This window comes from Sorangium sp. So ce124, from assembly GCF_051525235.1.
GTDB classification, from domain to species: domain Bacteria; phylum Myxococcota_A; class Polyangia; order Polyangiales; family Polyangiaceae; genus Sorangium; species Sorangium atrum.
Map to the genome: position 1 here is coordinate 7096743 of NZ_CP150312.1, position 22864 is coordinate 7119606.

At 70.0% G+C, this 22864-nt stretch carries 16 protein-coding genes and 1 pseudogene; 11 read left to right on the forward strand and 6 right to left on the reverse strand.

Translation table 11 applies throughout. The annotated features are described in order from the left end of the window. Positions 1-52: 52 nt before the first annotated feature. The gene (locus tag WMF19_RS26465; RefSeq protein WP_437892905.1) at positions 53-841 is read right to left on the reverse strand and encodes a type 1 glutamine amidotransferase domain-containing protein; all 789 of its coding nucleotides are present in this window, start codon (positions 839-841) and stop codon (positions 53-55) included. Positions 842-1118: 277 nt separating this feature from the next. After that, a pseudogene (locus WMF19_RS26470) lies at positions 1119-1628 on the reverse strand (Crp/Fnr family transcriptional regulator); the annotation flags it as partial. Between the two features lie 44 nt (positions 1629-1672). On the opposite strand from WMF19_RS26470, the gene WMF19_RS26475 reads away from it, so the two are divergent. The 3 genes from WMF19_RS26475 (at position 1673) to WMF19_RS26485 (ending at position 4167) form a co-directional block, all read left to right on the forward strand. After that, positions 1673-2161 (forward strand): hypothetical protein, encoded by a 489-nt coding sequence (locus WMF19_RS26475; protein WP_437892906.1) that lies wholly within the window; start codon positions 1673-1675, stop codon positions 2159-2161. A 452-nt stretch (positions 2162-2613) separates the two neighbouring features. Continuing rightward, entirely contained in the window at positions 2614-3477 is an 864-nt protein-coding gene (locus WMF19_RS26480; RefSeq protein WP_272093535.1) for a mechanosensitive ion channel family protein, read from the forward strand. Positions 3478-3735: 258 nt separating this feature from the next. Further along, the gene (locus WMF19_RS26485; RefSeq protein WP_437322672.1) at positions 3736-4167 is read left to right on the forward strand and encodes a nuclear transport factor 2 family protein; all 432 of its coding nucleotides are present in this window, start codon (positions 3736-3738) and stop codon (positions 4165-4167) included. A gap of 81 nt (positions 4168-4248) precedes the next feature. Here the strand turns inward: WMF19_RS26485 and WMF19_RS26490 are convergent, their stop codons facing one another. Both WMF19_RS26490 and WMF19_RS26495 read right to left on the reverse strand, forming a co-directional pair. After that, positions 4249-5649 carry a phosphatase PAP2 family protein gene (locus WMF19_RS26490; RefSeq protein WP_437892907.1) on the reverse strand — a complete coding sequence of 467 codons (1401 nt, stop codon included), beginning with the start codon at positions 5647-5649 and terminating at the stop codon, positions 4249-4251. A 461-nt stretch (positions 5650-6110) separates the two neighbouring features. Next, complete coding sequence (locus WMF19_RS26495; protein WP_437892908.1) at positions 6111-6848, reverse strand: helix-turn-helix transcriptional regulator; 738 nt, start codon at positions 6846-6848, stop codon at positions 6111-6113. 103 nt (positions 6849-6951) lie between these two features. Here WMF19_RS26495 and WMF19_RS26500 point away from each other — a divergent pair, with 103 nt between their 5' ends. Together WMF19_RS26500 and WMF19_RS26505 are read left to right on the forward strand one after the other, a co-directional pair. Then, the gene (locus tag WMF19_RS26500) at positions 6952-8064 is read left to right on the forward strand and encodes a DNA alkylation repair protein (RefSeq protein ID WP_437892909.1); all 1113 of its coding nucleotides are present in this window, start codon (positions 6952-6954) and stop codon (positions 8062-8064) included. A gap of 57 nt (positions 8065-8121) precedes the next feature. After that, entirely contained in the window at positions 8122-8775 is a 654-nt protein-coding gene (locus WMF19_RS26505) for an HD domain-containing protein (RefSeq protein ID WP_437892910.1), read from the forward strand. A gap of 28 nt (positions 8776-8803) precedes the next feature. On the opposite strand, the gene WMF19_RS26510 is transcribed toward WMF19_RS26505, so the two are convergent. Next, a complete protein-coding gene (locus WMF19_RS26510) occupies positions 8804-9763 on the reverse strand; it encodes a diacylglycerol/polyprenol kinase family protein (protein ID WP_437892911.1) in 960 nt (319 codons plus the stop codon). A 599-nt stretch (positions 9764-10362) separates the two neighbouring features. Between WMF19_RS26510 and WMF19_RS26515 the strand changes: the two genes are divergently transcribed. Together WMF19_RS26515 and WMF19_RS26520 are read left to right on the forward strand one after the other, a co-directional pair. Next, positions 10363-14316 (forward strand): M36 family metallopeptidase, encoded by a 3954-nt coding sequence (locus tag WMF19_RS26515; RefSeq protein WP_437892912.1) that lies wholly within the window; start codon positions 10363-10365, stop codon positions 14314-14316. A 99-nt stretch (positions 14317-14415) separates the two neighbouring features. Next, the gene (locus tag WMF19_RS26520; RefSeq protein WP_437892913.1) at positions 14416-15075 is read left to right on the forward strand and encodes a carbonic anhydrase; all 660 of its coding nucleotides are present in this window, start codon (positions 14416-14418) and stop codon (positions 15073-15075) included. A 348-nt stretch (positions 15076-15423) separates the two neighbouring features. On the opposite strand, the gene WMF19_RS26525 is transcribed toward WMF19_RS26520, so the two are convergent. Next, on the reverse strand, positions 15424-16641 hold the full coding sequence (locus WMF19_RS26525; protein ID WP_437892914.1) for a cytochrome P450: 1218 nt from the start codon (positions 16639-16641) through the stop codon (positions 15424-15426). 687 nt (positions 16642-17328) lie between these two features. Between WMF19_RS26525 and WMF19_RS26530 the strand changes: the two genes are divergently transcribed. The 4 genes from WMF19_RS26530 to WMF19_RS26545 all read left to right on the forward strand — a co-directional run bounded on the left by WMF19_RS26530 (position 17329) and on the right by WMF19_RS26545 (position 22817). Beyond that, on the forward strand, positions 17329-18504 hold the full coding sequence (locus WMF19_RS26530) for an STAS domain-containing protein (RefSeq protein ID WP_437892915.1): 1176 nt from the start codon (positions 17329-17331) through the stop codon (positions 18502-18504). A gap of 158 nt (positions 18505-18662) precedes the next feature. Next, positions 18663-19991 (forward strand): cytochrome P450, encoded by a 1329-nt coding sequence (locus WMF19_RS26535; RefSeq protein WP_437892916.1) that lies wholly within the window; start codon positions 18663-18665, stop codon positions 19989-19991. A 223-nt stretch (positions 19992-20214) separates the two neighbouring features. Then, on the forward strand, positions 20215-21648 hold the full coding sequence (locus WMF19_RS26540) for a hypothetical protein (RefSeq protein WP_437892917.1): 1434 nt from the start codon (positions 20215-20217) through the stop codon (positions 21646-21648). Next, positions 21636-22817: a hypothetical protein gene (locus WMF19_RS26545; RefSeq protein ID WP_437892918.1), complete on the forward strand. Its 1182-nt coding sequence runs from the start codon at positions 21636-21638 to the stop codon at positions 22815-22817. The genes WMF19_RS26540 and WMF19_RS26545 overlap by 13 nt, the downstream gene beginning before the upstream one ends. Positions 22818-22864: the final 47 nt, after the last annotated feature.

Here is a 22864-nt window from a genome sequence, read left to right on the forward strand (position 1 = left end):
GGGGGCCGAACAGGCCAGGGAGACGCCATGGCCGGAGCTACGCCGAGCAGGTCTATCGACGGCCATCGCGGGCATCCTCGGCGCAGCGGGCGCCGCGTCGATAGTCGGCCAGGGCCTCCAGGTAAAGCGCGCTGAACCGATCGGTGGAGAAGGGATTCTGGCTGGTCACGAGGTTGCAATCCCGCTGCGCATAGGCGCTCCCCGGGAATGCGGCCTCGTGCTCGTAGCCGTGGTCCTCGAGCTGCTCGCCGATGCCCCGGACCTGGGCGTCGGCCCCCATCACGAAGGTCTCGATATAAACCTCCTCGAATGACGAGACCGACGTCACCGTCCGACCGCTGAGCGGGTTCGGCTGCCGCATGCGGGTGAGCACCGCCGGCGCATGGCAGATGAGCCCCACGGGCTGGTGTTTCGCGCCAAAGTGAGCGAGCAGCGCGTGCAGATCCGCGTTGTCGAGCAGGTCGACCATCACGCCCTGACCACCGGGAACGACGATGCCGTCGAACGAGTCGGCCGCGGCGCGCGCCGCCTTCAGGCTGAGCGGCGCGCGGACCTCCGGGGCGCGCTCGACGAAGCGCTGCGCTTGCGCGCGCCGCGCTCCGTCTCCCCAGTACCGCGCATCGTGGCTCTCCGGGTCGATCGCCGGGGCGGCGCCTCCGTCGGTCGCGAACACGACCTCGTGCCCCGCGCCGGTGAGCGCCAGGTACGGCTCGTAGAGCTCGCCGAGGAAGGTGCCGGTCGCGCGCTTCGAGCTGTCCGCGAGCGTCTGCTCTCGCGCGGCGCTGAGGACGAAGAGGATCTTCCCTCTGGGTTTTTCTGCCACCGGGCGCTCGAGGAACACGGGGTGGAGCCTGGGCGCCGCCGCGCCGCACGCGACAAGCGCCGAGCCGGCAAGCAGGACCGCGAGGCCCGCTATCCGCGCCGTCCTTCGGGCCGCGCGCTGCGGCGCTCCGCGGCGCCCCGGGGCGCGCCACGGCCCCGTGCTCTGCGAGGAACGCGCGATAGCGCTCGGCCGCCGGTTCCATCAGCAGCGACGCCTCGCGGCGCACCTTCTTCAGGTACACCCGCTCGACGATCCGCCGGCTCACCCGCTCCCAGTAGATGTCGTGCTCACAGAACTCGCTCAGCCGCGAGTAGGGCGCGACGAAGAGCTGCATCGGGGTCAGCGCCTGGATCGTCAGCCGGGCGGGTTCTCCGGTGATCAGCGCCTCCAGCACCGACATGAAGTCCGGCGCGGAGATGAACCCCTTGTTGAACTCCTTCCCATCGCTCCGCGTGTAAAACATCCTCGCGATGCCGGAGCTGACGAGCGCCACCGAGTCGCTCGCCTCGCCCGCCCGCACGAACGCCTCGCCCGCCCGCAGGCTCTTCCCGTAAAACAGGGCCGCGAAGGCGTCGAAGCGCGGCGCCGGCCGGGCGTCGAGCGCGGCGATCATGCGCGCGAGCGCCGCGATCTGTTCCGCGCGCGAGAGCTGCACCATCGACGGCGAGCCTAGCACAGCGCGTCTCCCGTCCGCATACGCCTTCATCGTGACTCGCCGAGTTGGACGGGCTAGATCACACATGCATGAAGCACTCTGCAGCCACAGCGGTTCTTGTCGCCTCTTGCCTCCTCGTTGGCGCTGCATCGGCGCAGGCGGAAGGCTCGCCCCCCGCGGGGAGCCCTCCCCCCGTGGTGTATCCCGCGGAAGGCTGGCCCAACGTGGGGCGCCCTGGCGATCCGGTCGTGAGCGTGGGCGGCCTCTTCAGCTATACTGGCCGCGAGAACGCCGATGACGCCGTGGGCGCCGGCGTCGAGGGCAGCTTCGCGTGGTATGGACAAGGCTCGTTCGTCTGGATAGGCGCCGTTGCGCAGGCGCAGCTCGTCGCCGACCGACCGGTCCACGAGAGGTTGGCGCTCGGTTTCCAGGGTGGGTTCGGCCCGATCGGCGCCGAGCTCTCGATGTACACCGAGGGCTCGGGCACGTCGAACGCCCGGACGTATGGGGCGCAGATCGTCCCCTTCATCGGGCTCCCCATCGCCTACGCGGGCTTTCGGCTCGCCCTTCCGTTCAACGAGGGAAATGGCGCGACGGTGCCCTCCTACGGCACGGAGTACGGGTTGGTCATCGGCCTGAAGTTCCCGATCAACCCGAGAGCCTTTGGACATAGTCTTCACTGAGCCGGTTCACAGCCCCGTACGCAAGCCACGCCATTCTCCACCTATGCAGCTGGCCCGCGTCCGCTCTCCCCTCCTCGACCATCACCTCGGCGGCCACTCGCCAGGCGATGGGCTTGCTCCTGTGCCCCTTCACGTCGGCCGCTCGTTCGACGTCGCACGTCGCACGTCGCACGTCGCACGTCGCACGTCGCACGCCGCACGCCGCACGCCGCACGCCGCGTGCGTCCCCGCCGCCGGTTGCTCCTTCGCTACAACGAGGTATCCGCTCCGCGGCCGCCTGATGTCCGCAGGCCGCAGCGCTGAGGCTCGAAAATCTCGGTCACGCCCCTCGCGGAGCGACCCGCCGGTGTGATAAAGCTGGCCGCCAGGGGGCGAATCCAGCAAGGCGCGGCGCGCATGCGCCTTGCACGGGGCCCCCCGCGAGCGACGCACACGTCGCCAGGAGGCTTGAGATGGACGAGAGGGTTCAGCGGTACGTGGACATGGGGGTAGCGCTCGGGGTGAGCGTCGGCGGGAAGATCGTGGGCGCGATCCTCGTCTGGGTCATCGGCCGCATGATCGTCCGGGGGCTCCTGTCGATGCTGCAGCGCAGCTCCGCGCTGAAGAAGCTCGACACGACGCTGGCTCATTACCTGGAGTCGGCGGCGTCCGTGCTGCTGAACATCCTGCTCGTCATCGCCGTGCTCAGCGTCTTCGGCGTCGAGACGACCACCTTCGCCAGCCTGCTCGCCGCGATCGGCATCGCCGTCGGCATGGCATGGTCCGGCCTCCTGTCGAACCTCGCGGCCGGCATCTTCATGATCCTCCTGCGCCCCTTCAAGACCGGGGATTACGTGACGGCCGGCGGCGTGACGGGCACCGTCCACTCGATCGGCCTGTTCGCGACGACCCTCGACACGCCCGACAACGTCCGCACCATCGTGGGCAACAACAAGATCTTCAGCGACACGATCCAGAACTTCAGCACGAACCCGGTCCGCCGCGTCGACTGCACCGCGCAGCTCGCCCACGGCGCGGATCACGAGGCGGCGATCGCCCGGCTCAAGACGCACCTCGCGCTCATCCCCAACGTCGCGAAGACCCCTGCGCCCAGCGTCGAGATCCTGGATTTCACCCTCGCCGGGCCCGTGCTGGCCGTCCGGCCCTTCTGCCACACCGATCACTACTGGGACGTCTACTTCGCCACGACCAAGATCATCCGCGAGGAGCTCGGCAAGATGGGGCTCCCCGTCCCGAGCCAGCACGTGCACATCAACCAGCTCGCGGCGGCGCCTCCCCATCGCGCCGCGAGCTCGGAGATTCACCCGACGGCCTGACGCTCCGTCGACCGCGGGTCGGCCTGCCCGCGCGCACAGCCGGGCAGGCGGGTGGTCTCGCGAGCAAATCCTCCGCGTCGCGGCGCTCGAGGAGCTCGACGCGGCCGGCGTCAAGCGGATGAACCGGACGCAGCTCGTCCTCCATCAGCGGAGCAAGGGCCCGTCCTAGTCAGGCTGCGCCCAGGCGCATGGTCGAGCGGGCGAGACGACGCCGTCGAGGCTCTTGCGCCCGCGCTGGCCGGGGAGCATGGTCGCTGCATGAGCGTCGAGGAGCGCGTCGCGGCGGAACGGCTTGTCCTGGCCGCAAACGAGGCCTTTTACGAGGCGTTCCGCGCCGGGGACTACCAGGCGATGTGCCGGGTGTGGGCCGAGCGGGCGCCCGTGGCCTGCGCCCATCCCGGCATGGAGGCGCTCTCGGGGCGCGCCAGCGTGCTCGAGAGCTGGAGCCAGCTCCTGCGCCAGACCTCGCCCCTGCGCATGCGCTGCCAGGGCGCCTCGGCGCACCTCTTCGGGGAGTTCGCCTTCGTCACGTGCTACGAGGCGAACGGCGACGAGCCCGCACACCTGTGCGCAACCAACGTGTTCGTCCTCGAAGACGGGCAATGGAAGATGGTCCACCACCACGCCGGTCCGCTCTCCGCGCCGCGGCCCGAGCGGTGGGCGCCCGCTCGCTCCCGGCTCATGAACTGAGAGGCTGGCCGGGGCCGGGGCGACCCGCCATGAGGCCACGAGTCTCCGCTCGATAAATCGAGCGGCTCGCTGGCCAGCTCGTCAAGGAAGCGGCTGGAGGACCCTGTCGAAGACGGCGTCTCCGACGTGCTTGCCCTGACGGATCCCGCGCACTCCATCGAACCTCCAGTGGACACCCAGGTAGATGCGGCTGACCGCGTTCTCCCAGGACGCCTCCTCGAAGCTGGAATAGCAGCGCGTGATCTCGGGTCGAACGTTGCCCCGCTCGTCCGTCGTTACCCCGTTGTACTCGTCGGACATGAAGCAGAAGGGGACGCGATCCGTCCCGTAATACCGGGTCAACACCTGGAACATGGCAGCCCCGAAGCTCGCGTGCCCGGAGGTGTACGCCGGGAACGCCGGGGTCATGCGCGGCGGGCCCTGGTTGCTGCCGGGGGATCCGAGGGGCGTCCACCTCCTGTCAGCTATCGTGAGCGAGTTGTTGTCCCTGTCGGCCCGACGAATCGCGACAATGGGCCGCCAGAATTCGTAGTGGTATTTCGTCTCCCACGTGGCGATGGCGGCGTCGGCCAGCGCGATGTTGACCAACGCAAAGTAACGGGCGTTCTCGATCTCCGAGTTGCACTCCTCGACCGCGAGGACCCGCGCGATCTGGTTGTAGAGCCGGGGCGGCTCCCCGAGGCGCGGGGCGGAGTCATACGACCAGAAGATCCCGATGACGGTCTGTTCCCGGGTGCGCGCGGTCGGGGTGATCTCGCCGTCGCCTCCTAGCAGAAAGAGCTCATAGAAGCTCAACGCATACTCCAGGCTCCACAGCGGGGGCGGCGGCGGCGACCGGAACTCGGCGCCGCTCTCGATGGCGAACGGCCGTACCCTCCCCCATCTCGGGGTCAAGTACCCCTGATCGGGATAGAGCGGATCGACGCGATGCCGGCCGGGGGCGATGTCTGGGGTGTAACGCATCGGGGCGTCCGACCCGTCGTTCTCCCGCTCCGCGAGGATCTCGTCGGCGACAGCGCCGCCCAGCGCACGACCGTCCTCCTTGGCGTCGCCGTCGGGGATCTCCGCCAGGTACTCGTCGAGCCTCCCGTCGAGCAGCGCCCTCTGCCTCGGGAACAACGCCGTCAGCGTGCGGTGAGCTGCCGTGGCCACCGCCGCATCGATGGATGCATCCGGCGTGTCGAGGAGGACGGAGTACGGCTCGTACCTCGGGACGATCGAGTTCACGGCGTCGAAGATCGCCGCATGAACGATCGCGAGAGCCCGTGAGACGCGCGTCGGCCCGCGCTGGTCCCGCCCGCGCGCGCGGGAGGTGTCTCCTGCGACCGCGTCCAGAGCGACGGCGTTCCAGTCGAGGACCGCGTCCCTGTCCGGCGGATCTCCCGGCGCTTCCGGCACGTGCGCGGACGCTGGGCCTCCGAGCAGAGAGGCAGTCATGACAGCGAAGGAGATGGACGCCCATCTCGCGGCTGAACGGTTCATTCACGCTCCTTTGATCGACCCCTCAAGAATGGCCACCACACACAATGGCCCCTTGATCGTCGAATGGATGGATGGATGGATGGATGGCCACCCAGGGACGAGAGGCATGCATCGACACCCTCGGCGAGCTCGAAGCCGTATCTACCCGCGCGACGCCGGCCAACGCACGCAGGCGAGCACGGCTTCAGGGGGCAGGTCGGCCGTGCGCCATCGAGCGCTGGTCACTCCTCGGCGGGAGCTCTCTGTGCAATCACCCGGAATCGAGCAGTCACCCCGTGTACCGGACGTCGCTCTTCGTTCTGGTCACTCGCCAAGATGTCGTGTGTTGTATCAAACCTAAGCTATCAGGCAGAGCCGATACGCGCAACCATACGACACCGTGCGTCCCAGGCTCCGCTCGGTCGAACCGTGGTGGGCACAAGATCGGAGCGTGAACGGTGTCCGTCCGCCTTGGCCGACATTCACGGTCGGTCGCCGAGGAGCGGTCCCCACGCGCATTCGTTCGGCAAGAGCGCCCAGATGACGTCGGCGTTCGGACGAAACGCGATCTCCCGCAGGACGCGAGGCGTCGAGATGCGATCCATCCTGAACATCCGCGGCTCGTTCTTTCCCGTGTCCAGGGCGAGCACGTACCAGACGGGGCTCTGGATCAGGAGGCCGTGCGGCTCCACGCGCCGCCTCGACGTCCTCCCCTCGCGGTCGCTGTAGTCGAACCCGAGGCCGACGCCGGAGGAGAACGACTCCTCGAAGAGCCTTACCAGCTCAGCTGGCGGCGTCCCGGCTCCGGCGCGCACTGGCCCGCTCGCCGGATCGCCGACGATGACCCTGCGGCAGAGGGCGCGCAGCTCTCGCGCTCGTTCAGGAGGAAGGCTGCTGAGCAGCTTGGCCAGCGCGGAGCTGGCGGCGTTGCTCCACGGGAGGTCGCTCGCGGCCTGAGAAAGATGGGCGGAGAGCCAGAGCGTGACGATCTCGGCGACCGAGAGGTGCACGGCGGTGACGCCCCGGCCTGCATCGAGCCGGATCCCCCCGCCGGGGCCGGCCTCGCCCTCGATGTTGACGCCGCGCTCCCTCAGCGTCGCGAGGTCCCTGCGCACGGTGCGGGCGCTGACCCCGAGCGTGGCAGCGAGCTCGCCGACGGTCGTCGCTCCCCGCGCGCGAAGCAGGTCGGAGAGCTCCATGACGCGGAGGGTGCGCGACATATGGTGACAGAATCTGTCAGGGTCTCGCGCTAGTCAACGCCCATGTCCAACCCAGAGAAGACCTGGCCAATCGGCCTCGGCGTCCTCACACCGACAGATGCCCATGGCTGACAGGTTGAAGGACCTCTTCGACGAGCGGTGCGTCCGCTCGATCGCTCGCGACCTCCGCTCGGCGCATCCTGGCATCGACGAGCGCGGCTTCGCCCGTGACTGCCTGGCGGGCCTCTCCGATCTGGAGCTGACGGGCCGCGCCTCCCACATCGCGGACGTCATGCACAACCACCTGCCGCAGCCCTTTCCGGAGGCAGCTCGGGTGATCGTGGCCTCCCTCGGGCCCGAGCTGGGTCGGAGCGACGCGTTCGGCCTCGAGCCGCTGCAGTACATGCCGCACGTGTTCTATGTGGCAAAGCGCGGCCTCGATCACTTCGAGGACGCGATGACCGCGCAATACGAGCTGACGAAGCGGTTCTCCGCCGAGTTCAGCATCCGCGCGTTCCTGACGAGGTACCCCGACGCGACGCTCCGCCGGCTCCGCGCGTGGGCCGCCGACCCGAACGTCCATGTCCGCCGGCTCGTCTCCGAGGGGACCCGTCCGCGGCTGCCGTGGGCCCCGCGGCTCCGCGCTTTCCAGCAGGATCCAGGCCCGGTCATCGCTCTTCTCGAGCTCCTGAAGGACGATCCGGAGCGCTACGTGCAGCGCTCCGTCGCGAACAACATCAATGACATCGGCAAGGACCACCCGAGCGTCGCGGCGAGCCTCTGCCGGCGTTGGCTCGACGGCGCGCCGCCCGGGCGGCAATGGATCGTGCGCCACGCGCTGCGGTCGCTCGTCAAGAAGGGGGATCGCGGCGCGCTCGACGCGCTCGGCTTCGGCGCGGCGCCGAGCGTCGCGATCGCCAAGGCGTCGCTGTCCCCGCGATCGGTGAAGCTCGGCGGAGAGCTCCGGTTCTCGTTCGAGCTCACGTCGACGGCCCCGCGCGACCAGGAGCTAATCGTCGACTGCGCCGTGCACTTCGTGAAGGCGAACGGCTCGACGCGGCCAAAGGTCTTCAAGCTGCGGAAGCTCGTCTTGCCGCCGTCGGGTCGCGCCGAGATAGCCGGCAAGGTCTCCTTCGAGGAGATGACGACCCGCCGTCACTATCCCGGTCGCCACAGCATCGACGTGATGGTCAACGGCGTGGCGCACCCCCTCGGGCAATTCGAGGTGTGCCGGTGACCGAGCGAAGAAGACCGAGCCGTTGCGCGGGTCGGCTTCCGCGTCTATGAGGCGGCCATGAAGGACTGGGAAGCGCTCTTCACAAAGAAGCTCGAGGAGACCGACCTCGGCAATGATCCGGCCCATGATCTGGCGCATTTCACGCGGGTGGTCGCCACGGCCAAGGCGCTCGCGGCGGACGAAGGGGCGAGGCTCGAGATCGTCGTCCCCGCGGCGTGGCTGCACGATCTCGTCAACGTCCCCAAGAACGACCCCAGGCGCTCCCAAGCGTCCCGGCTCTCCGCGGAGGAGGCGCTGCGCTTCCTGCGGAGCGTGGAGTACCCCGAGGCGTTCCTCCCCGATATCGCCCACGCCATCGAGTGCCACAGCTACAGCGCGGGGATCGAGCCGACGACCCTCGAGGCGAGGGTGGTCCAGGACGCCGACCGCCTCGACGGCCTGGGGGCGATCGGCATCGCCCGCTGCTTCGCCGTGGGCGGCCTGCTCGGCGTGCGGTTCTACGATCCCGGGGATCCGTTCGCCGAGCGGAGGCCCTGGGACGACCGGGTGAACGCGATCGACCACTTCCACGTGAAGCTGTTCAAGACCGCCGAGAGCCTCAAGACGGCCGCAGGGCGCCGCGAGGGCGCGCGGCGGGCGGAGTTCATGAGACAGTACCTCGCTCGCCTCGCGCTGGAGATCGGCGGCGAGATGGCCTCTGACGTCAGCTGACGTCGGCCAGCGTCAGCGCGTCAGCGCGTCAGCCCGCGCCGGCGAACGTCACCGCGGCCGCCACGGCGACCGGGATGGTGAAGTTGTCGTCCATCCGCGTGGAAAACAGCTCGGTCGCCGCCCCGGCCAGGCCGGCGACGGCGGCCAGGAGGAGCCGCGAGGAGAGCGACGCCGGGCCGAGCGCCCACATCACGGCGAGGGCGCTCAGCGCGCCCGCCGCGAAGAAGGCGAGCGTGCCCTCCAGCGAGCGGCCGTCGCGCAGCCGCGTGCGGCCGAAGCGGCGGCCGATGAGCGCCGCCGCCGGGTCGGCCACCGCCAGCACCACCACCGCGAGCGACTGGCTCAGCCGCGTCCCGAACAGCGCCAGCAGGAAGAGCGCTGTCACATACCAGGTCGACGAGTTCACCCTGTAGCGCTCGTGCGGGTGCGCCACGAGCCGGAAGACCCCCATCAGCCGCTCATTGACCCGCTCGCTGACCCGGCGGGCGATCTCCATCGACCACACCGCCACCACGAACGCGCCGCTCGCGGCCACGAGCCAGCCGCGCCCCGGCAAGAGCTGGATCAGCCCGAGCACCGAGAGCCCCGAGCCCACGTGCCACAGGCTGCGCACATGGTTCGTCGGCCTGACGCTCGGCGGCGCGGCGACCACGCCGCGCAGCGTCAGCAGCAGCGACTCGTAGGCAGGCTGCACCTCCCGCTGAAACGCGATCCACGCCGCCTTGGGCGAGGGCGTACCGGTCGGGGTCGCCCGCTCGACCGCCGCGAGCAACACGCGGAGCCGCTCGCGGAGCCGCTCGAGCCTGCCCCCGGCGTCGTCACGCTCGGCGGCCACGACGAGCTCGCGGAGCCGCGACGCCACCCGCTCGACCCGGGCGCGGACCTCGGGCTCGTCGTGGAAGACGAACACGGCAGGATCGACCTGACGCAACAGTACGCAGAGCTCTTCGGAGACGAGCTTGGTCTCGACGTGCAAGGCGTGGATCACGTTGGGTTTTGCGAAGATAATCGCCGGGGGTCGGGCGCCATGTCAGCGCTTCGTCATACCAGCACCCCGCGCGTGAGCTGGCTCGCGGGGCCAACCCTGCATGAGCCCGCGCCCACGAGCCGGCGCTGCACGACGCACCGCGCGAGTCCCCACGACGGGCCGGCGCTGCACGACGCGCCGCGCGAGCCGACCCAAACGCCCGACCAGGGCCCGGAGGAGATCGCGGGCGCGACAACCACCCTCCTGCCCCACCCCGCGGCGACCGCGGCATACGCTCGGCTCGCCTCGCGAGGACGCATGACACGGCAATTCATGGATTCGTGCAATCTGCCAACAAGGATTGCTTCGCTATTCCATTCCCGCCTCGGCTCGGCGTGACTCGCGCTCTGCAGAGCGTCCTGACGAGATCGCATGAGAGGCGCCTTACGACGCCGGACAGAGCGATAGCCGTCGCGCTTTCCCTGCGCGCGCGCTGCGGCTAGGTTGCGTCGCGCCGCGGATTCGACGGGTGGGCGCGAGGCGCCCGGGGAGGCAGCGCGCGACCTGCCCGCGCGCGGCCGGTCATGCGTCGTCCCCTCGGAGTCGGAGAATCGAGGAACATGAAGGTCTCAGTTCGGTACACCGCGCTATCGCTCGCTCTGCTCGCAGGCCCCGCCGCGCACGCGCGGGAGCGCCCGAACTACGACGCATACTTCAAGGCCCCACCCGCGCTGCCCGCCCGCGCGGGGAGCGTCGTCGACGTCGACGAGCGCGCGCCGGGCGCCGTCGTCGCGTCGACCGATCCGCAGCGCGGGGTGCCCACCTTCGCGTGGGCGACGTCCCCCGGCCACCGCCCGCCGGCCGCGACCCACGGGACGCCCGAGGCCGCGGCCCGATGGTACGCGCAGCGGTACGCGCGGCTCTACGGTATTCCGCAGGCCGCGCTCGATACGGCCGTGGTGCGCCACGTCCACGACACCGGGCGCGGCGGCATCGTCGTGACGCTCGGCCAGGACGTCGACGGGATCCCGGTCTTCCGGAGCGGGCTCAAGGTGCTCATGAAGCGCGACCTCGAGCTCGTCGCCCTCGCGGGCAACCTCCACGCGTCGGCCGTCCCGCTGCCGCCCGGCGCCGCCTCGCCGATGGCCGGCTCGCTCCGCGGCCGGGCGTTCTCCGGCTCGCCGGCGCAGGCGGTCGTCCGCGCCCTGCGCGACGCGCACCGCATCGACGTCAAGACGGCCGACCTCCGCGAGCTCGGCGGGGCGAAGGGCGGGTATCGGCTCTTCGACATCGCGGACACCGTTCATGCGCGCCAGCGCGCCGGGGGCCTGCGCTTCACGCAGCCGGCGCGGGTGAGGAAGGTGCTCTTTCCGCTGCCCGATCGGCTCGTCGCCGGCTACTTCGTCGAGCTCGTCTCGGGCGACGCCGGCGGCACGAGCTCCGCGGCGTACGCCTGGGTGTTCGGGGCCGGCGACGGGCAGATGCTCTACCGGGAGAACCTCTCCCACGCCGCGTTCGATTACCGGGTCTGGGCAGAGGAAGGGGGCGATCACAGGCCGCTCGACGGCCCCCTCGCGGATCTCTCGCCGCACCCGACCGGGCGGCCCGACGGCCAGGTCGCTCGGTTCATCGCGCCGAGCCTCATCTCCATCGATGGCTTCAACACGAACCTCGACGGCGGGGCCGATCCTTGGCTGCCGGCCGACGCGACCTCGACCCGCGGCAACAACGTCGACGCCTACGCGGACCACAACGCGCCCGACGGGTTCTCCAGCGGCGATACGCGCGCGGAGCTCTCGGGGCCCGGCTCGTTCGACCACATCTATGACCCGCTCGCCGAGCCGCTCGCCACGCCCGAGCAGACCATGGCGGCCGTCACCCAGATCTTCTACGTCACGAACTGGCTCCATGACTGGTACTACGACTCCGGCTTCACCGAGGCCGCGGGCAACGCCCAGCGCGACAACCTCGGTCGGGGCGGCCTCGACGGCGATCCGCTCCTCGCGGAGGCGCAGGACGACGCGATCGGCGGCAGCCGCGACAACGCGAACATGGACGCGACGTACGACGGCGCGTCGCCCCGGATGCAGATGTACCTGTGGTCCGGGCCGGACCAGCGCTCGCTGAGCGTCACACCGCAGAACGCCAGCTACGCGTCGAACACCGCCCTGTTCGGGCCCCAGCGCTACGAGGTGACCGGCGAGCTGGCCCTCGCCCTGGACGGCGCCGAGCCGCGCGGCGACGCGTGCGGGCCGATCACGAGCGACGTGGCCGGCAAGATCGCCCTCGTCGACCGGGGCGGGTGCACCTTCGCCGAGAAGGCGCAGAGCGCGCAGGCGGCGGGCGCCGTCGGCGTGCTCATCGCCAACAACCGCGAGAGCGACGGCGCCCCGCGGCTGTTCGGCGAGGCCCCCGAGGTGACGACCCCCGCCCAGAGCATCTCGCAGGCGGACGGCAGCGCGCTGAAGGCGGCGCTCGCCGCCTCGGACGCGCCGATCACGGTCACCATGACCCGCGAGCCCAGCGTCGAGCGCGACGGCACGATCGACAACACCATCGTGGCGCACGAGTGGGGCCATTACATCCACCTGCGTCAGGTCGCGTGCGGCACCAAGATGTGCGGCGCGCAGAGCGAGGGGTGGGGCGACTTCATCGCCCTGCACATGGCGCTGCGCGACGGCGACGACCTCGACGGCGCCTTCCCGCTCTCGAGCTACGGGAGCGCGGCGCTCGGCGACAGCTACTTCGGCATCCGCCGCGCCCCCTACTCCGTCGACTTCACCAAGAACGGGCTGACGTTCAAGCACATCTCCGAGGGCGCCCGCCTCCCCGACCACCCGCTCAACTCCTCGGCCTCCGACAACTCCGAGGAGCACAACGCGGGAGAGGTCTGGGCGAGCATGCTGTTCGAGGCCTACGTCGGGCTGATCCGGCATGGCAGCGGCCTGACCCCGACGCGCGCGTTCGAGCAGACCCGGCGGCGGATGAGCGATTACGTGGTGGCCGGCATGCAGCTCGCGCCGGTGAGCCCGACGTACACCGAGCAGCGCGACGCGCTCCTCGCCGCCGCGCTCGCCAGCGATCAGGGCGACTTCCTCGCGCTGGCAGGGGCGTTCGCCCGGCGCGGCGCCGGCACGTGCGCCGTGTCCCCGCGCGCCGACTCGCACGATTTCTCCGGCGTCGTTGAGAGCTTCAGCGTCCAGCCCGAGATCTCGCTGGTCCGGGCGGAGCTCGACGACAGCGCCGGCTCCTGCGACCGCGATGGGCTGCTCGACGCGGAGGAGTCGGGCACGATCGCGATCGAGATCGTCAATCGCGGCGCGGCGCCCCTGACCGGGGCGGTGGCGTCCATCGATGTGCCTTCCGCCGGGGTGACGTTCCCGGACGGCGCGCGCGCGTCGTTCGGCGACATCGCGCCGTTCGCGACCGGGACCGCGACCGTGGCGGTGAAGCTCGACCGGACCGTGGCGCCCGCCGAGGACCTCGAGCTCAGCTTGACGCTGAAGAGCGCCGCGGCGTGCACGCCGGCGCGGGTGGAGGCCCTGGTGCGCCGCGTGAACTACGACGAGGTGCCGGGGTCCTCGGCGGTCGACGACGTCGAGGCGCAGAGCACGACCTGGAGCGTCGAGGGGCTCTCCAGCGAGGCCGTCTGGTCGCGCGCCGAGGGGACCGCGCCGAACCGCGTGTGGCGCGGCGTCAACCTCGGGAGCGTGTCCGACACGGCGCTGGTGTCGCCGGCCCTGGAGGTCAGCGAGACCGAGCGCTTCGTGCTGACGTTCGCGCACCGGCACCAGTTCGAGACGAGCGACGAGACGTTCTGGGACGGCGCGGTGGTCGAGCTCAGCGCCGACGGCGGCGCGACATGGCAGGACATCGGGAGGCGCGCGCAGCCCGGCTACAACGGGAAGGTCACCGTCGAGTCCGGCAATCCGCTGGGCAGGCGGAGGGCGTTCGTCGGCCAGAGCCCCTCGTGGCCCGACGTCGACCACGTCGCGATCGACCTGGGGACCGCGTTCGCCGGGAAGACGGTGCAGGTGCGGTTCCGCGTCGGCACGGACGCGGCCGCGGGCGACACCGGCTGGGAGCTCGACGACATCGGGTTCGCGGGCCTGAAGAACAAGCCGTTCGCGACGGTGGTCGAGGACACGGCCTCCTGCCAGGGCGGGCCCGAGGCCGACGCAGGGGCGGACCAGGTGGTCGCGATCGGCGAGCTCGTGACGCTCGACGCCTCGGGGAGCTCGGACCCCGAGGAGGACGAGCTGACGTTCGCCTGGGTGCAGACGGCGGGGCCCGCGGTCGAGCTGAGCGGCGAGGGCGCGCGGGCGATCTTCGTGGCGCCTGAGGTGACCGAGGCGACGACCCTGGCGTTCGAGGTGACGGTCAGCGACGGGATCCTGGAGGCGACCGACCAGGTCAGCGTGGTGGTCGATCTGGCGAAGGAGCCGGAGGCTGAAGGGTGCGGGTGCGCGATCCCGGGGGGCGCGCCGCGCGGACCGCTGAGCGCGCTCGGGGCCGCCGCGGTCCTCGCGGCATTCGCTGTGCGGCGGCGGCGCGGCGGCGGCGCGGCGAGGTGAACCGTGAGGCCCCGTGAGCCCCGTGAGTCCGGTAACATCTGAGGCGGAATATTCACCCATTGACGCCCGCGGCCCGGTCCCCCACGGTGGCCGATCAGCATGGGACTCAGCAACGCACCGCCCGCCTTTCCCGTCGTGCCCGCCGACCAAGCGCTGGAGCGCCTGATCGAGGGCAACCGGCGCTTTGTCGACAACATCCGCGGCGAGCACGTCCTGATGGGACCGCGGGCCCGGGCCGCCCTCGTGGAGGGGCAGCAGCCCTTCGCCATCGTCCTCAGCTGCTCGGACTCGCGGGCGCCGTCGGAGCTCATCTTCGACCAGGGGCTCGGGGACCTGTTCGTCATCCGGGTCGCGGGCAACGTGGTGGCGCCCTCGCTCGTCGGCAGCGTGGAGTTCGCCGCCGCCGCCTTCGGGACCCGCCTTGCCGTGGTGATGGGCCACTCGCGTTGCGGCGCCATCGACGCCACGCTGAGCGAGCTGCTCCACGAGGACCGCCGCGGCCCCCTCACCGACAACATCCGCGATATCGTCGAGCGCTGCCGAGCGCCCGTCGAGACGGTGGTGAGCGCCGCGGGCCGCCACGCCGACAGAGACGTTCTCCTGCGCGAGGCGGTGCGCGCCAACGTGCGCAACTCGTGCGATCACCTCCGGCACGGCAGCCGGCTGCTAGAGCGCCTGTGCGCCGAGGAAGGCATGCTGATCGTGGGCGCCGAGTACGCCCTGGAGACCGGCAAGGTGACATTCCTCCCGCGCCCGTGACGAGCCGGCGCGCCTCGTCACGAGATCAAAGACATCCTGATCTCGCTCTCCAAGCAAGTTCACCTGATAAGGCCACTGCAGAGCAAGCAATCGCTCTTCTTCTACGTGGCCCTCGACCGCGCGCGGCCCAACCTGGCGATGGCAAATCACGCCGGCGGAGATCGAGAAAGGGCTCACGCTCTACAGCGGTCTCCGCCCGCCCCCGCCTCTGCGCCATGCCGAGCAGAGCGGCGGTCACCCGCACAGGAGACGGGCCCAGATCGGCGTTTTCGGCGCGGAAGCGCACTCCAGTGCGCTGAGCACCGAAAACGTCGAGATGGGCCCGTATCCGAAGCGGGTGACCGTCGCTCAGCGCCTCCGGCGCAGCACGAGGGGGAGCGACTCGAACCCGAGCGGCATCATCGCCCGCGTCTGCCGCAGCGGAGGCGCCTCGCCGGGCGTGATGGACTCATAGCAGTCGAGGAGCGCGTTCAGGGCGATCCGCGCCTCCATCCGCGCCAGGGCCGCGCCGATGCAGAAATGGGTCCCCTGCCCGAACGCCAGGTGCTCCACCGGAGGCCGGTCGAGCCGGAACGCGTCCGGCTCCTCGAAGACGGCCGGATCCCGGTTCGCCGCGCCGAACACGACGTCGACCAGGTGCCCGGCCGGTATCATCACGCCGCTCACGTCCACCGGCCGCGTGGCGACGCGCAAGAGGCGCTGCACCGGGCTCGAATGGCGCAGCGTCTCCTCGATGATGGGCTCCACGAGACTCCGGTCCTGCTGCGCGCGCCGGTAGAGCTCGGGCCGCTCGGACAGGAGGTGCGCCATGTTGCCGATGAGGTTCGTCGTGGTGTCGTTGCCGGCGACGAGCAGGCCGACGCAGAAGCCGACCGCCTCGGGCGTGTCGAGGCGCGCGCCGTCGATCTCGGCCTCCACGAGCGCCGAGATGAGATCGCCTGACGGCGCGCGCCGTCCCGCCTCGAGCTCCGCCGCGAAGAAGTCGACCATCGCCTTACCGCGGCTCGCGCGCTCCTCCGCCGGTATACCGCTGTAAGACATCACGGACTCGGACCAGCTCCGAAATTGCGCATAGCGCTCCGCCGGGATGCCGAGCAGGGTGGCGATCACCATCATCGGCAGGGGCATCGCGTAGGCGTCCATGAGGTCTGACGGCCCGTCGCCCGTCGCTTCGAGCAGCGAGGCGGCGAGGCGGCCAATCCACGGCTCGAGCTCTGCGATGCGCCGCGGCGTGAACGATCGGCTGACGAGCCTGCGGAGGTGGGTGTGCCGGGGCGGATCGTCGTGCAGCAGCGTGATCCGCGGCAGGACACGGATCCTGTCCGTGACGTTCGACGAGAACGTCTGGGGATCCCGCAGCGCGGAGAGCACCTCCGCGTGGCGCAGGAGCGCGTAGGCACGGATTGGCTCGCCGAGGCCCGCGGCGCCGCCCGCGGGCACGCGCGCATAGAGCACCGGAGATCGCCCTCGGAGCGCGTGGTACGCGGGGTAAGGATCGGCTATCACCGAAGGCGCGGAGAGGTCGATGTGCTCGGGCGAGGGGCTCGCGGCGGTCTCGGTTTCCATGTCAAGGTCACAGCGGCGCAGCCGCTCTACCGGACAGGAGATCCAAGCGGTTCGTGGAAGTCAAGTCCTTTCCCCTGGTGGGACGACAGCATAGGTGACCGCGTGGATCTCCGGGCGGTGTCCGCTTGATCACCGCGATGAGGCACCGCGATGAGGCACCGCCATGGGGCACCGCGATGAGGCACCGTCACGCGACGGTCACCGGGCGGCATCGCCGAGGGAGCGATGATCGCGAACCGGTGGGGAATACGCGGAGCTCCTCCGATGTCGCCGGCGCCCTCACGGCGCGGCGGCGGACGTGAGGAGCTCGGGTCTTCCCATCTCGTCTGACCCCCTGCATCGCGGCGCTTCCGGGCCGAACGGATTGAACAGCATCCTGGACGCCGGCCCCGATCACATATCGGGAATGGCCTTAGCACGAGTTCCGGATCTACCCGGCCTCAGCCGGAGATGTGCGGCTTGTAATCTCGCAATGCAAGCTGGAACCCTCGCTGGTATCGAAGCGTTTTTGCACATCTCCGGGCGCTCGTCATCGCTCTCGCGGGTCCTGAGAGGGGGTGAGTCTGCCGATGCCGATTCTTGGTCAATGACACGCGCGATCCACGGCCCCTACGAACGAGGTGCGCACGGGTAGGAGGCCTGAATCGGGCTTGGGGGAGGGCAACATTCGTCATGACACAGCATTATATGAGTTCACGCGACCCGTGGGAGGCGGCCTATCTCTACTCCCCCGAGGCGCTGTTCGTAGCGGACATCGACGGCACGCTGTCGCACTGGAGCGAGTCATTCGGCCACACGGTCGGGCACGCGGCCACGCCGGGGACGGCGTTCTTCCAGCTCTTCCACGACGACGATCGCGAGGCGGCCCGGGCGAAGTGGTCTGTGCTTCTGGAGACGCCCGGGGCCGTCGAGCTCCGCGGGCGGGTGATGACCGCCGGGAACGTGTATGCGTCCTTCTCCTGCGTGCTGCGCAGAGCGCCGCACGGCCAGGCGGTCTACGGCTCGCTGCACCCGACGTCCGGCGCCGTCGATCTCCCCGCCGCCGAGCCCGGGAAGGGAGAGGACGCGAACATGCTCCGCGCCCTCTCCGACAACCTCCCTGTCATCGTCTGGTCATGCGACGCGGCGGGGGTCATCACCCGCCACGACGGGAGGGGCCTGGCGGGGCTCGGCCTCAAGCGGGGGCAGCTCGTCGGGACGAACCTCTTCGACGTCTTTGCCAGCGCTCCCGAAGGCACGGAGAACGTGAGGAGGGCGCTCCGCGGGTCTCCCTCCCATTCGATGAGCCACGTCCCGGCCAACAATTCGTTCTGGGAGAACTGGATGGTGCCGATCCAGAGCCCGCTCGGAAACGTCGAGTCCGTGATCGGGCTCTCGCTCGACGTCTCGGAGGCGAAGAGAGCGGAAGAGGAGCTCCGACTACGGCTGTTGCAGATCCAGAAGCAGCAGGAGGTCATCGGCAAGCTCTCGACGCCCATCATCCAGGTCTGGGACGGGGTGGTCGCGCTGCCCATGGTCGGCGTCGTCGACAGCGCGAGGACGGCCGACGTCATGCAGAACCTGCTCGACGAGATCGTCCGCACCAGCGCGCGGTATGCCATCCTGGATCTCACGGGCGTCGAGATGGTGGACACGCAGGTCGCGAATCACCTGATCAAGCTCGTGAACGCCATCCGGCTCCTCGGCGCGGGCGGGATCATCTGCGGCATCAGGCCGTCGGTCGCGCAGACGATCGTCGAGCTGGGCCTCGATCTGAACAGCATGGTCACGCGGTCGAACCTGCGGGCTGGAATCATGTTCTGCATCAACCAGATGCGCCAGCCCGCGACGACGCCGGCGACGAACGGCTCTTCGGGCCGCTGACCCGCGGCGCCTGCCCTTCTGCTTGCGCTGCTCGCGCGGCGCTGGCGTTCGGCATCGTCGATCCGGCAAGCCCCCCCAGCACCGCGCTCGAGCTCGTGCCGACGATGAGACAGGCTCCGCAGGTGCGGTCGGAGCGAGAAGCGAAAACGAGGCTCGTCATGCTCTCCCCGGGTCGAACCGACCAAGACAGCATCCCCACCGCGGCCGGAGAGCTGCCGGTGCTCGGTCACCTGCCCGTCCTTTACCGGGACGCAGTCGGCCTTCTGCGCCGCAGCAGGAGCGCGCTGGGGCCGCTCTTCTGGGTCAACCTCGGGTTCGCGCACCGTCGGCTCTTCTATGTGGGAGCCGACGCGCTCGATCTCCTGCGCGCGCCCGAGGTGGTCATGGACCATCCGGAGCACCTCAAGGGGATCGTGGGCCGCTCGATGGCTGGGCAGGACGGGCCGCTGCACCGGCGCATGCGCTCGGCCATCAACCCCTCGTTCTCACCGCAGGGGTTCGCCAAGGAGGCATCCGCCACCATCGCCTCCACGTTCGCTGCGAAGATCGATGGCTGGCTCCAGCAAGAGAGCTTCGCGGTCCATCCCGCCATACGGGATCTTACCCTCGAGATCATTTTTCGAATCTGCGGGGTCCCGACAGAGGATGTGCGCGCCTGGAGCCGGGCCTATCGCGAGCTGTTCTTGGGTGTTTACCCGATCCCGGGTCGTCTGCCAGGCATGCCCGCGTACCGCTCGGATCGTGCGCGCGCCTGGATAGACGACCGCCTGCGGCGGCTCCTCGCGCTCGCTCGCGGGGGCGGCGCCGCGGGCTCTCTCGTCGAAATGCTCTCGAAGGCTCGCGACGACGAGGGCGAGGCCCTGTCGGACCAAGACATCGTCGACAACCTTCGCGCGATATTGCTCGCCGGGCACGAGACCAGCGCCTCCATCCTGGCCTGGATCGTCATCGTCCTGTCGCGCCGGAGCGAGGTGTGGAGCGCGCTCTGCGACGAGCACACGGCCGCGCCGGACGCGTCCGTGCCCATGGCCGCGAGAGAGGCGGACCGGTTCCCTGTCGCCAACGCCATCTTCCGGGAGGTCCTGCGGATGTACACGCCGGTCTGGTTCATCTTCCGGACGGTCACCGAGACGATCACGCTGAACGGCAGACGCATCCCTCGAAATACGCCGCTGGCCCTCAGCCCCGCGCAATTCGGGTATGATCCATCGCTGTTCCCGGACCCCGACCGCTTCGATCTGAGCCGCTGGAGAGATCGCTCGAGCCCACCGGGCCCGCTGGAGCTGGCCGCGTTCGGCGGGGGGCCGCACTTCTGTCTTGGATACAACGTCGCTTGCATCGAGGCGCTCCAGCTTCAGTTCATCCTCGTCCGGGCGTTGCGCCGCGCCGGGCTCGTTCCACACTTGGAGGGCGCTTCGCCGAAGCACGTGTACTTCCCGACCGGGCATCCGGCGGCCGCGACACGGGTCGCCTTTCGCCCGTGCTGAACGGGCAGAGCTCGAGCGCCCCAGCGCATCGAGCCGTCGACCACGATCTCCGACGGGACGACTCTGTTCACCATCAACACGGTCGCCGGCGGCAGCCGGCCCTTACCGGGTGGATCAGCGCATGAACACCTCGCCGCATTCGAGTCCTTCCGATCGCGCTCTGGCCGGCCTTCGCGAGCTGGTGGCGGAGCTCGGGCGAGGCGGAGGTTCCGTCAGTCCCTCGGTGTACGACACCGCCACCGTGCTGATGTTCGATATCTTTCCCGAAGCCAGGGCGAGCATCATCCGATGGCTTCTCGATCAGCAGCGGCCGGACGCGGGCTGGGGGCTCTCGTCGGTGCCGCGCGCGCGCGATCTCCCGACGCTGGCGTCGATCGTGGCCCTCCATGCCTACCGCGAGCTCATGCCGCAGGTACGCAGCGCCTGCGAGGGGGGCCTGGAGTTCCTGCGCGACCAGGCAGCTCATTGGGGCACGTCCTTGCCGGACGACATCCCTGTCGGGCTGGAGCTGCTCATGCCCAGGCTCCTCGACCGGGCCTCCTCGCTCGGCCTCGGCGTCGATTGGGACCCGTACAGGGCGCTCATTGCGCTCGGCGAGCGGCGCCGGGCCTTGATCGGCAAGGCCCGGCCGGCGGCCGGCAGCGCGGCGTCGCATTCGTGGGAGGGCTGGGGGGGCGGCCCCTCGCCTGACCTCATCGACGTGAGCGGCGGCGTCGGGCACAGCCCCGCGGCTACAGCGGCCTGGCTTCACGCATCTCGGGACAAGGTCGGCCTCGATGGAGCACGGGCGGCCGCGCGCGAGTACCTGCTTCGAGCGAGCGGCGCTACCGAGGTCGGAATTCCCGGCGTCGTCCCCACGGTGTGGCCCATCCACCGGTTCGAACAGGCCTGGGTCCTGTACGCGCTGCGGGTCCTCGATCTGCTCGACCATCCCCGGCTGGGCGACGTGGCGCGGCCGCAGCTGCTCGACCTCGGCGCCGCGCTTCGCCCCGAGGGAATCGGCATGAGCGACGCGTTCACTCACGATGGCGACATCACATCGACGGTCATCGCCACCCTGGGAGAGCTCGCGGCGCCTCGCGCCGTCGAGACGCTGCGGCGCTTCGAGCGAGGCGGGATGTTCATCACGTACGCGAACGAGCTGCAGCCCTCGCTCACCACCAATGCACACGCGATCCACGCCCTCGCGTCCTGTGGGGAGAAGGCGTCGACGCCAGCGCGGTACCTCCTCGAGCGCCAGCAGCCGGACGGGCGGTGGGTTGGCGACAAATGGCACAGCTCCTGGCTCTACACGACCAGCCAGGTCATCTTGGCCCTCTCGCACGAGGGGCACGTGCCCGCGGTGAAGCGCGGCATGGAGGCGCTGCTGCGCGCCCAGCGCGACGATGGCGGCTGGGGAGCCGGCGGCGCGCCCACCGCGGCAGAGACGGCGTACGCCGTGCTCGCGCTCCGCGCCGCTCGAAGGAACCGCGAGCTTGAATCCATGGCGCGGAGCGCCTGGCGACGGGGGTGCGACTGGCTGATGTCGAACCATGACATCGGCGCCGGCCAGGAAGATCTCCGCTGGATCGGGAAGGAGCTGTATTGCCCGGCCCGGGTGGACCGCGCGTGGGTCCTCGGCGCGCTCCTCGTGTCGCAACCGCCATGGGAAAGCTAGACTATCTGATCGACAAGACGTGGCAGAGCCATGTCTTCGGCGATTCCTACCCGACCGCCGTCGGCCCTCGCGCGCTCTCCGAGAGGATGCGGGCCGTTTATTCGTGTTTTATCGAGAGGTTCCGCCCGATCGTCCAGGATGCCTTACCCGACCTGGATCCGGAGCACGTCGAGCGCATCGTGCGCCAGATCGGCCCCAAGGCGACCGCGTTCTGCGCCGCGATCGCGATCGAAATCGAGGATGTCGAGCACCTCGCCGCGGTCTCCATCGTATTTGGACTCCTTTACCTGCTCGATGGCCTGATGGATGACGGGGACCTGGCGATGGTCGTCGCAACGCACCGGTTCATCGAGGTTCACGCGCCGCGCCTGCACATTGCTGCAGCGAACGACACGAAGCAGCTGGCGTCCGCCGTACTCCTGAGCGAGCTCGAGGCGGCCAGGGCGCCGCGCCCCGATCCTGTCCTCGTCGCTGCGCGCGCTCGACCCCTGGAGGAGGTGGCGCGCCTGCTGCGTCGCCTGAGCTCTCCGGAGGACGCAGGCGCGCTCATCGAGTCGCCTGTCGCCGGCTTTCTGAGCCATGGCTCCGCCATGCGGCAGCTCAGCCAGCGATATCTCGAGCGCGAAGAGGGCGCGTTCTGGGACGATCACGCCGACGATTTCGTCGCGCATGCGATCGGGAGCATTCAGTCGGCCGGGACGGTCGCCGTCGTCTATAGCCTCTACCGGAGCGCGAGCCCCGAGCTCCCCACGATCGGACAGGTGCTGGCCGCCCCGGCGGTCAGGCGTGTGTGCGAGCGATTCGCCGACGCGGCTTCGCGCATGTTCGACGACGTGGGAGATCAGGACGTCGATCGACGCTCGGGCTCCCGGGGCCGGTTCGATCTCAACCTCTTCAACCATCCGAACAGAAGGCTCGTCGAGGCAACGATGCGGTTCGTCGGCGTCGATGACGAGGACGTCATCGAGGCGACGCTGCGCGACCTCGCCGCCGACGACAGCGCCGGGGATGGCCGCGTCGTCGAGCGATTCGTCGACGTCGTGCGCGGCGGCGTGGCGAGCTTGCCGGCGGAGTGCTGGCGCGACGCGGGCGTTTTCCTGATGCTCCTCAAGAGGATCATCGAGTCCGGATACGTCAACACGCTGGGTGACGCTGCGCTCGCGGAGTGACGCCGGGGCGCCGGGGGCGCCGCCCGGCGGAGCGTTGCAATCCGCTC

Bases quoted from the DNA above. Each gene is read 5' to 3' on its own strand.
- WMF19_RS26530 (WP_437892915.1), top strand. From the start codon at position 17,329: ATGAGTTCACGCGACCCGTGGGAGGCGGCCTATCTCTACTCCCCCGAG.
- WMF19_RS26495 (WP_437892908.1), bottom strand. From the start codon at position 6,848: ATGTCGCGCACCCTCCGCGTCATGGAGCTCTCCGACCTGCTTCGCGCG.
- WMF19_RS26500 (WP_437892909.1), top strand. From the start codon at position 6,952: ATGGCTGACAGGTTGAAGGACCTCTTCGACGAGCGGTGCGTCCGCTCG.
- WMF19_RS26515 (WP_437892912.1), top strand. From the start codon at position 10,363: ATGAAGGTCTCAGTTCGGTACACCGCGCTATCGCTCGCTCTGCTCGCA.
- WMF19_RS26505 (WP_437892910.1), top strand. From the start codon at position 8,122: ATGAAGGACTGGGAAGCGCTCTTCACAAAGAAGCTCGAGGAGACCGAC.
- WMF19_RS26520 (WP_437892913.1), top strand. From the start codon at position 14,416: ATGGGACTCAGCAACGCACCGCCCGCCTTTCCCGTCGTGCCCGCCGAC.
- WMF19_RS26535 (WP_437892916.1), top strand. From the start codon at position 18,663: ATGCTCTCCCCGGGTCGAACCGACCAAGACAGCATCCCCACCGCGGCC.
- WMF19_RS26480 (WP_272093535.1), top strand. From the start codon at position 2,614: ATGGACGAGAGGGTTCAGCGGTACGTGGACATGGGGGTAGCGCTCGGG.
- WMF19_RS26485 (WP_437322672.1), top strand. From the start codon at position 3,736: ATGAGCGTCGAGGAGCGCGTCGCGGCGGAACGGCTTGTCCTGGCCGCA.
- WMF19_RS26490 (WP_437892907.1), bottom strand. From the start codon at position 5,649: ATGAACCGTTCAGCCGCGAGATGGGCGTCCATCTCCTTCGCTGTCATG.
- WMF19_RS26525 (WP_437892914.1), bottom strand. From the start codon at position 16,641: ATGGAAACCGAGACCGCCGCGAGCCCCTCGCCCGAGCACATCGACCTC.
- WMF19_RS26545 (WP_437892918.1), top strand. From the start codon at position 21,636: ATGGGAAAGCTAGACTATCTGATCGACAAGACGTGGCAGAGCCATGTC.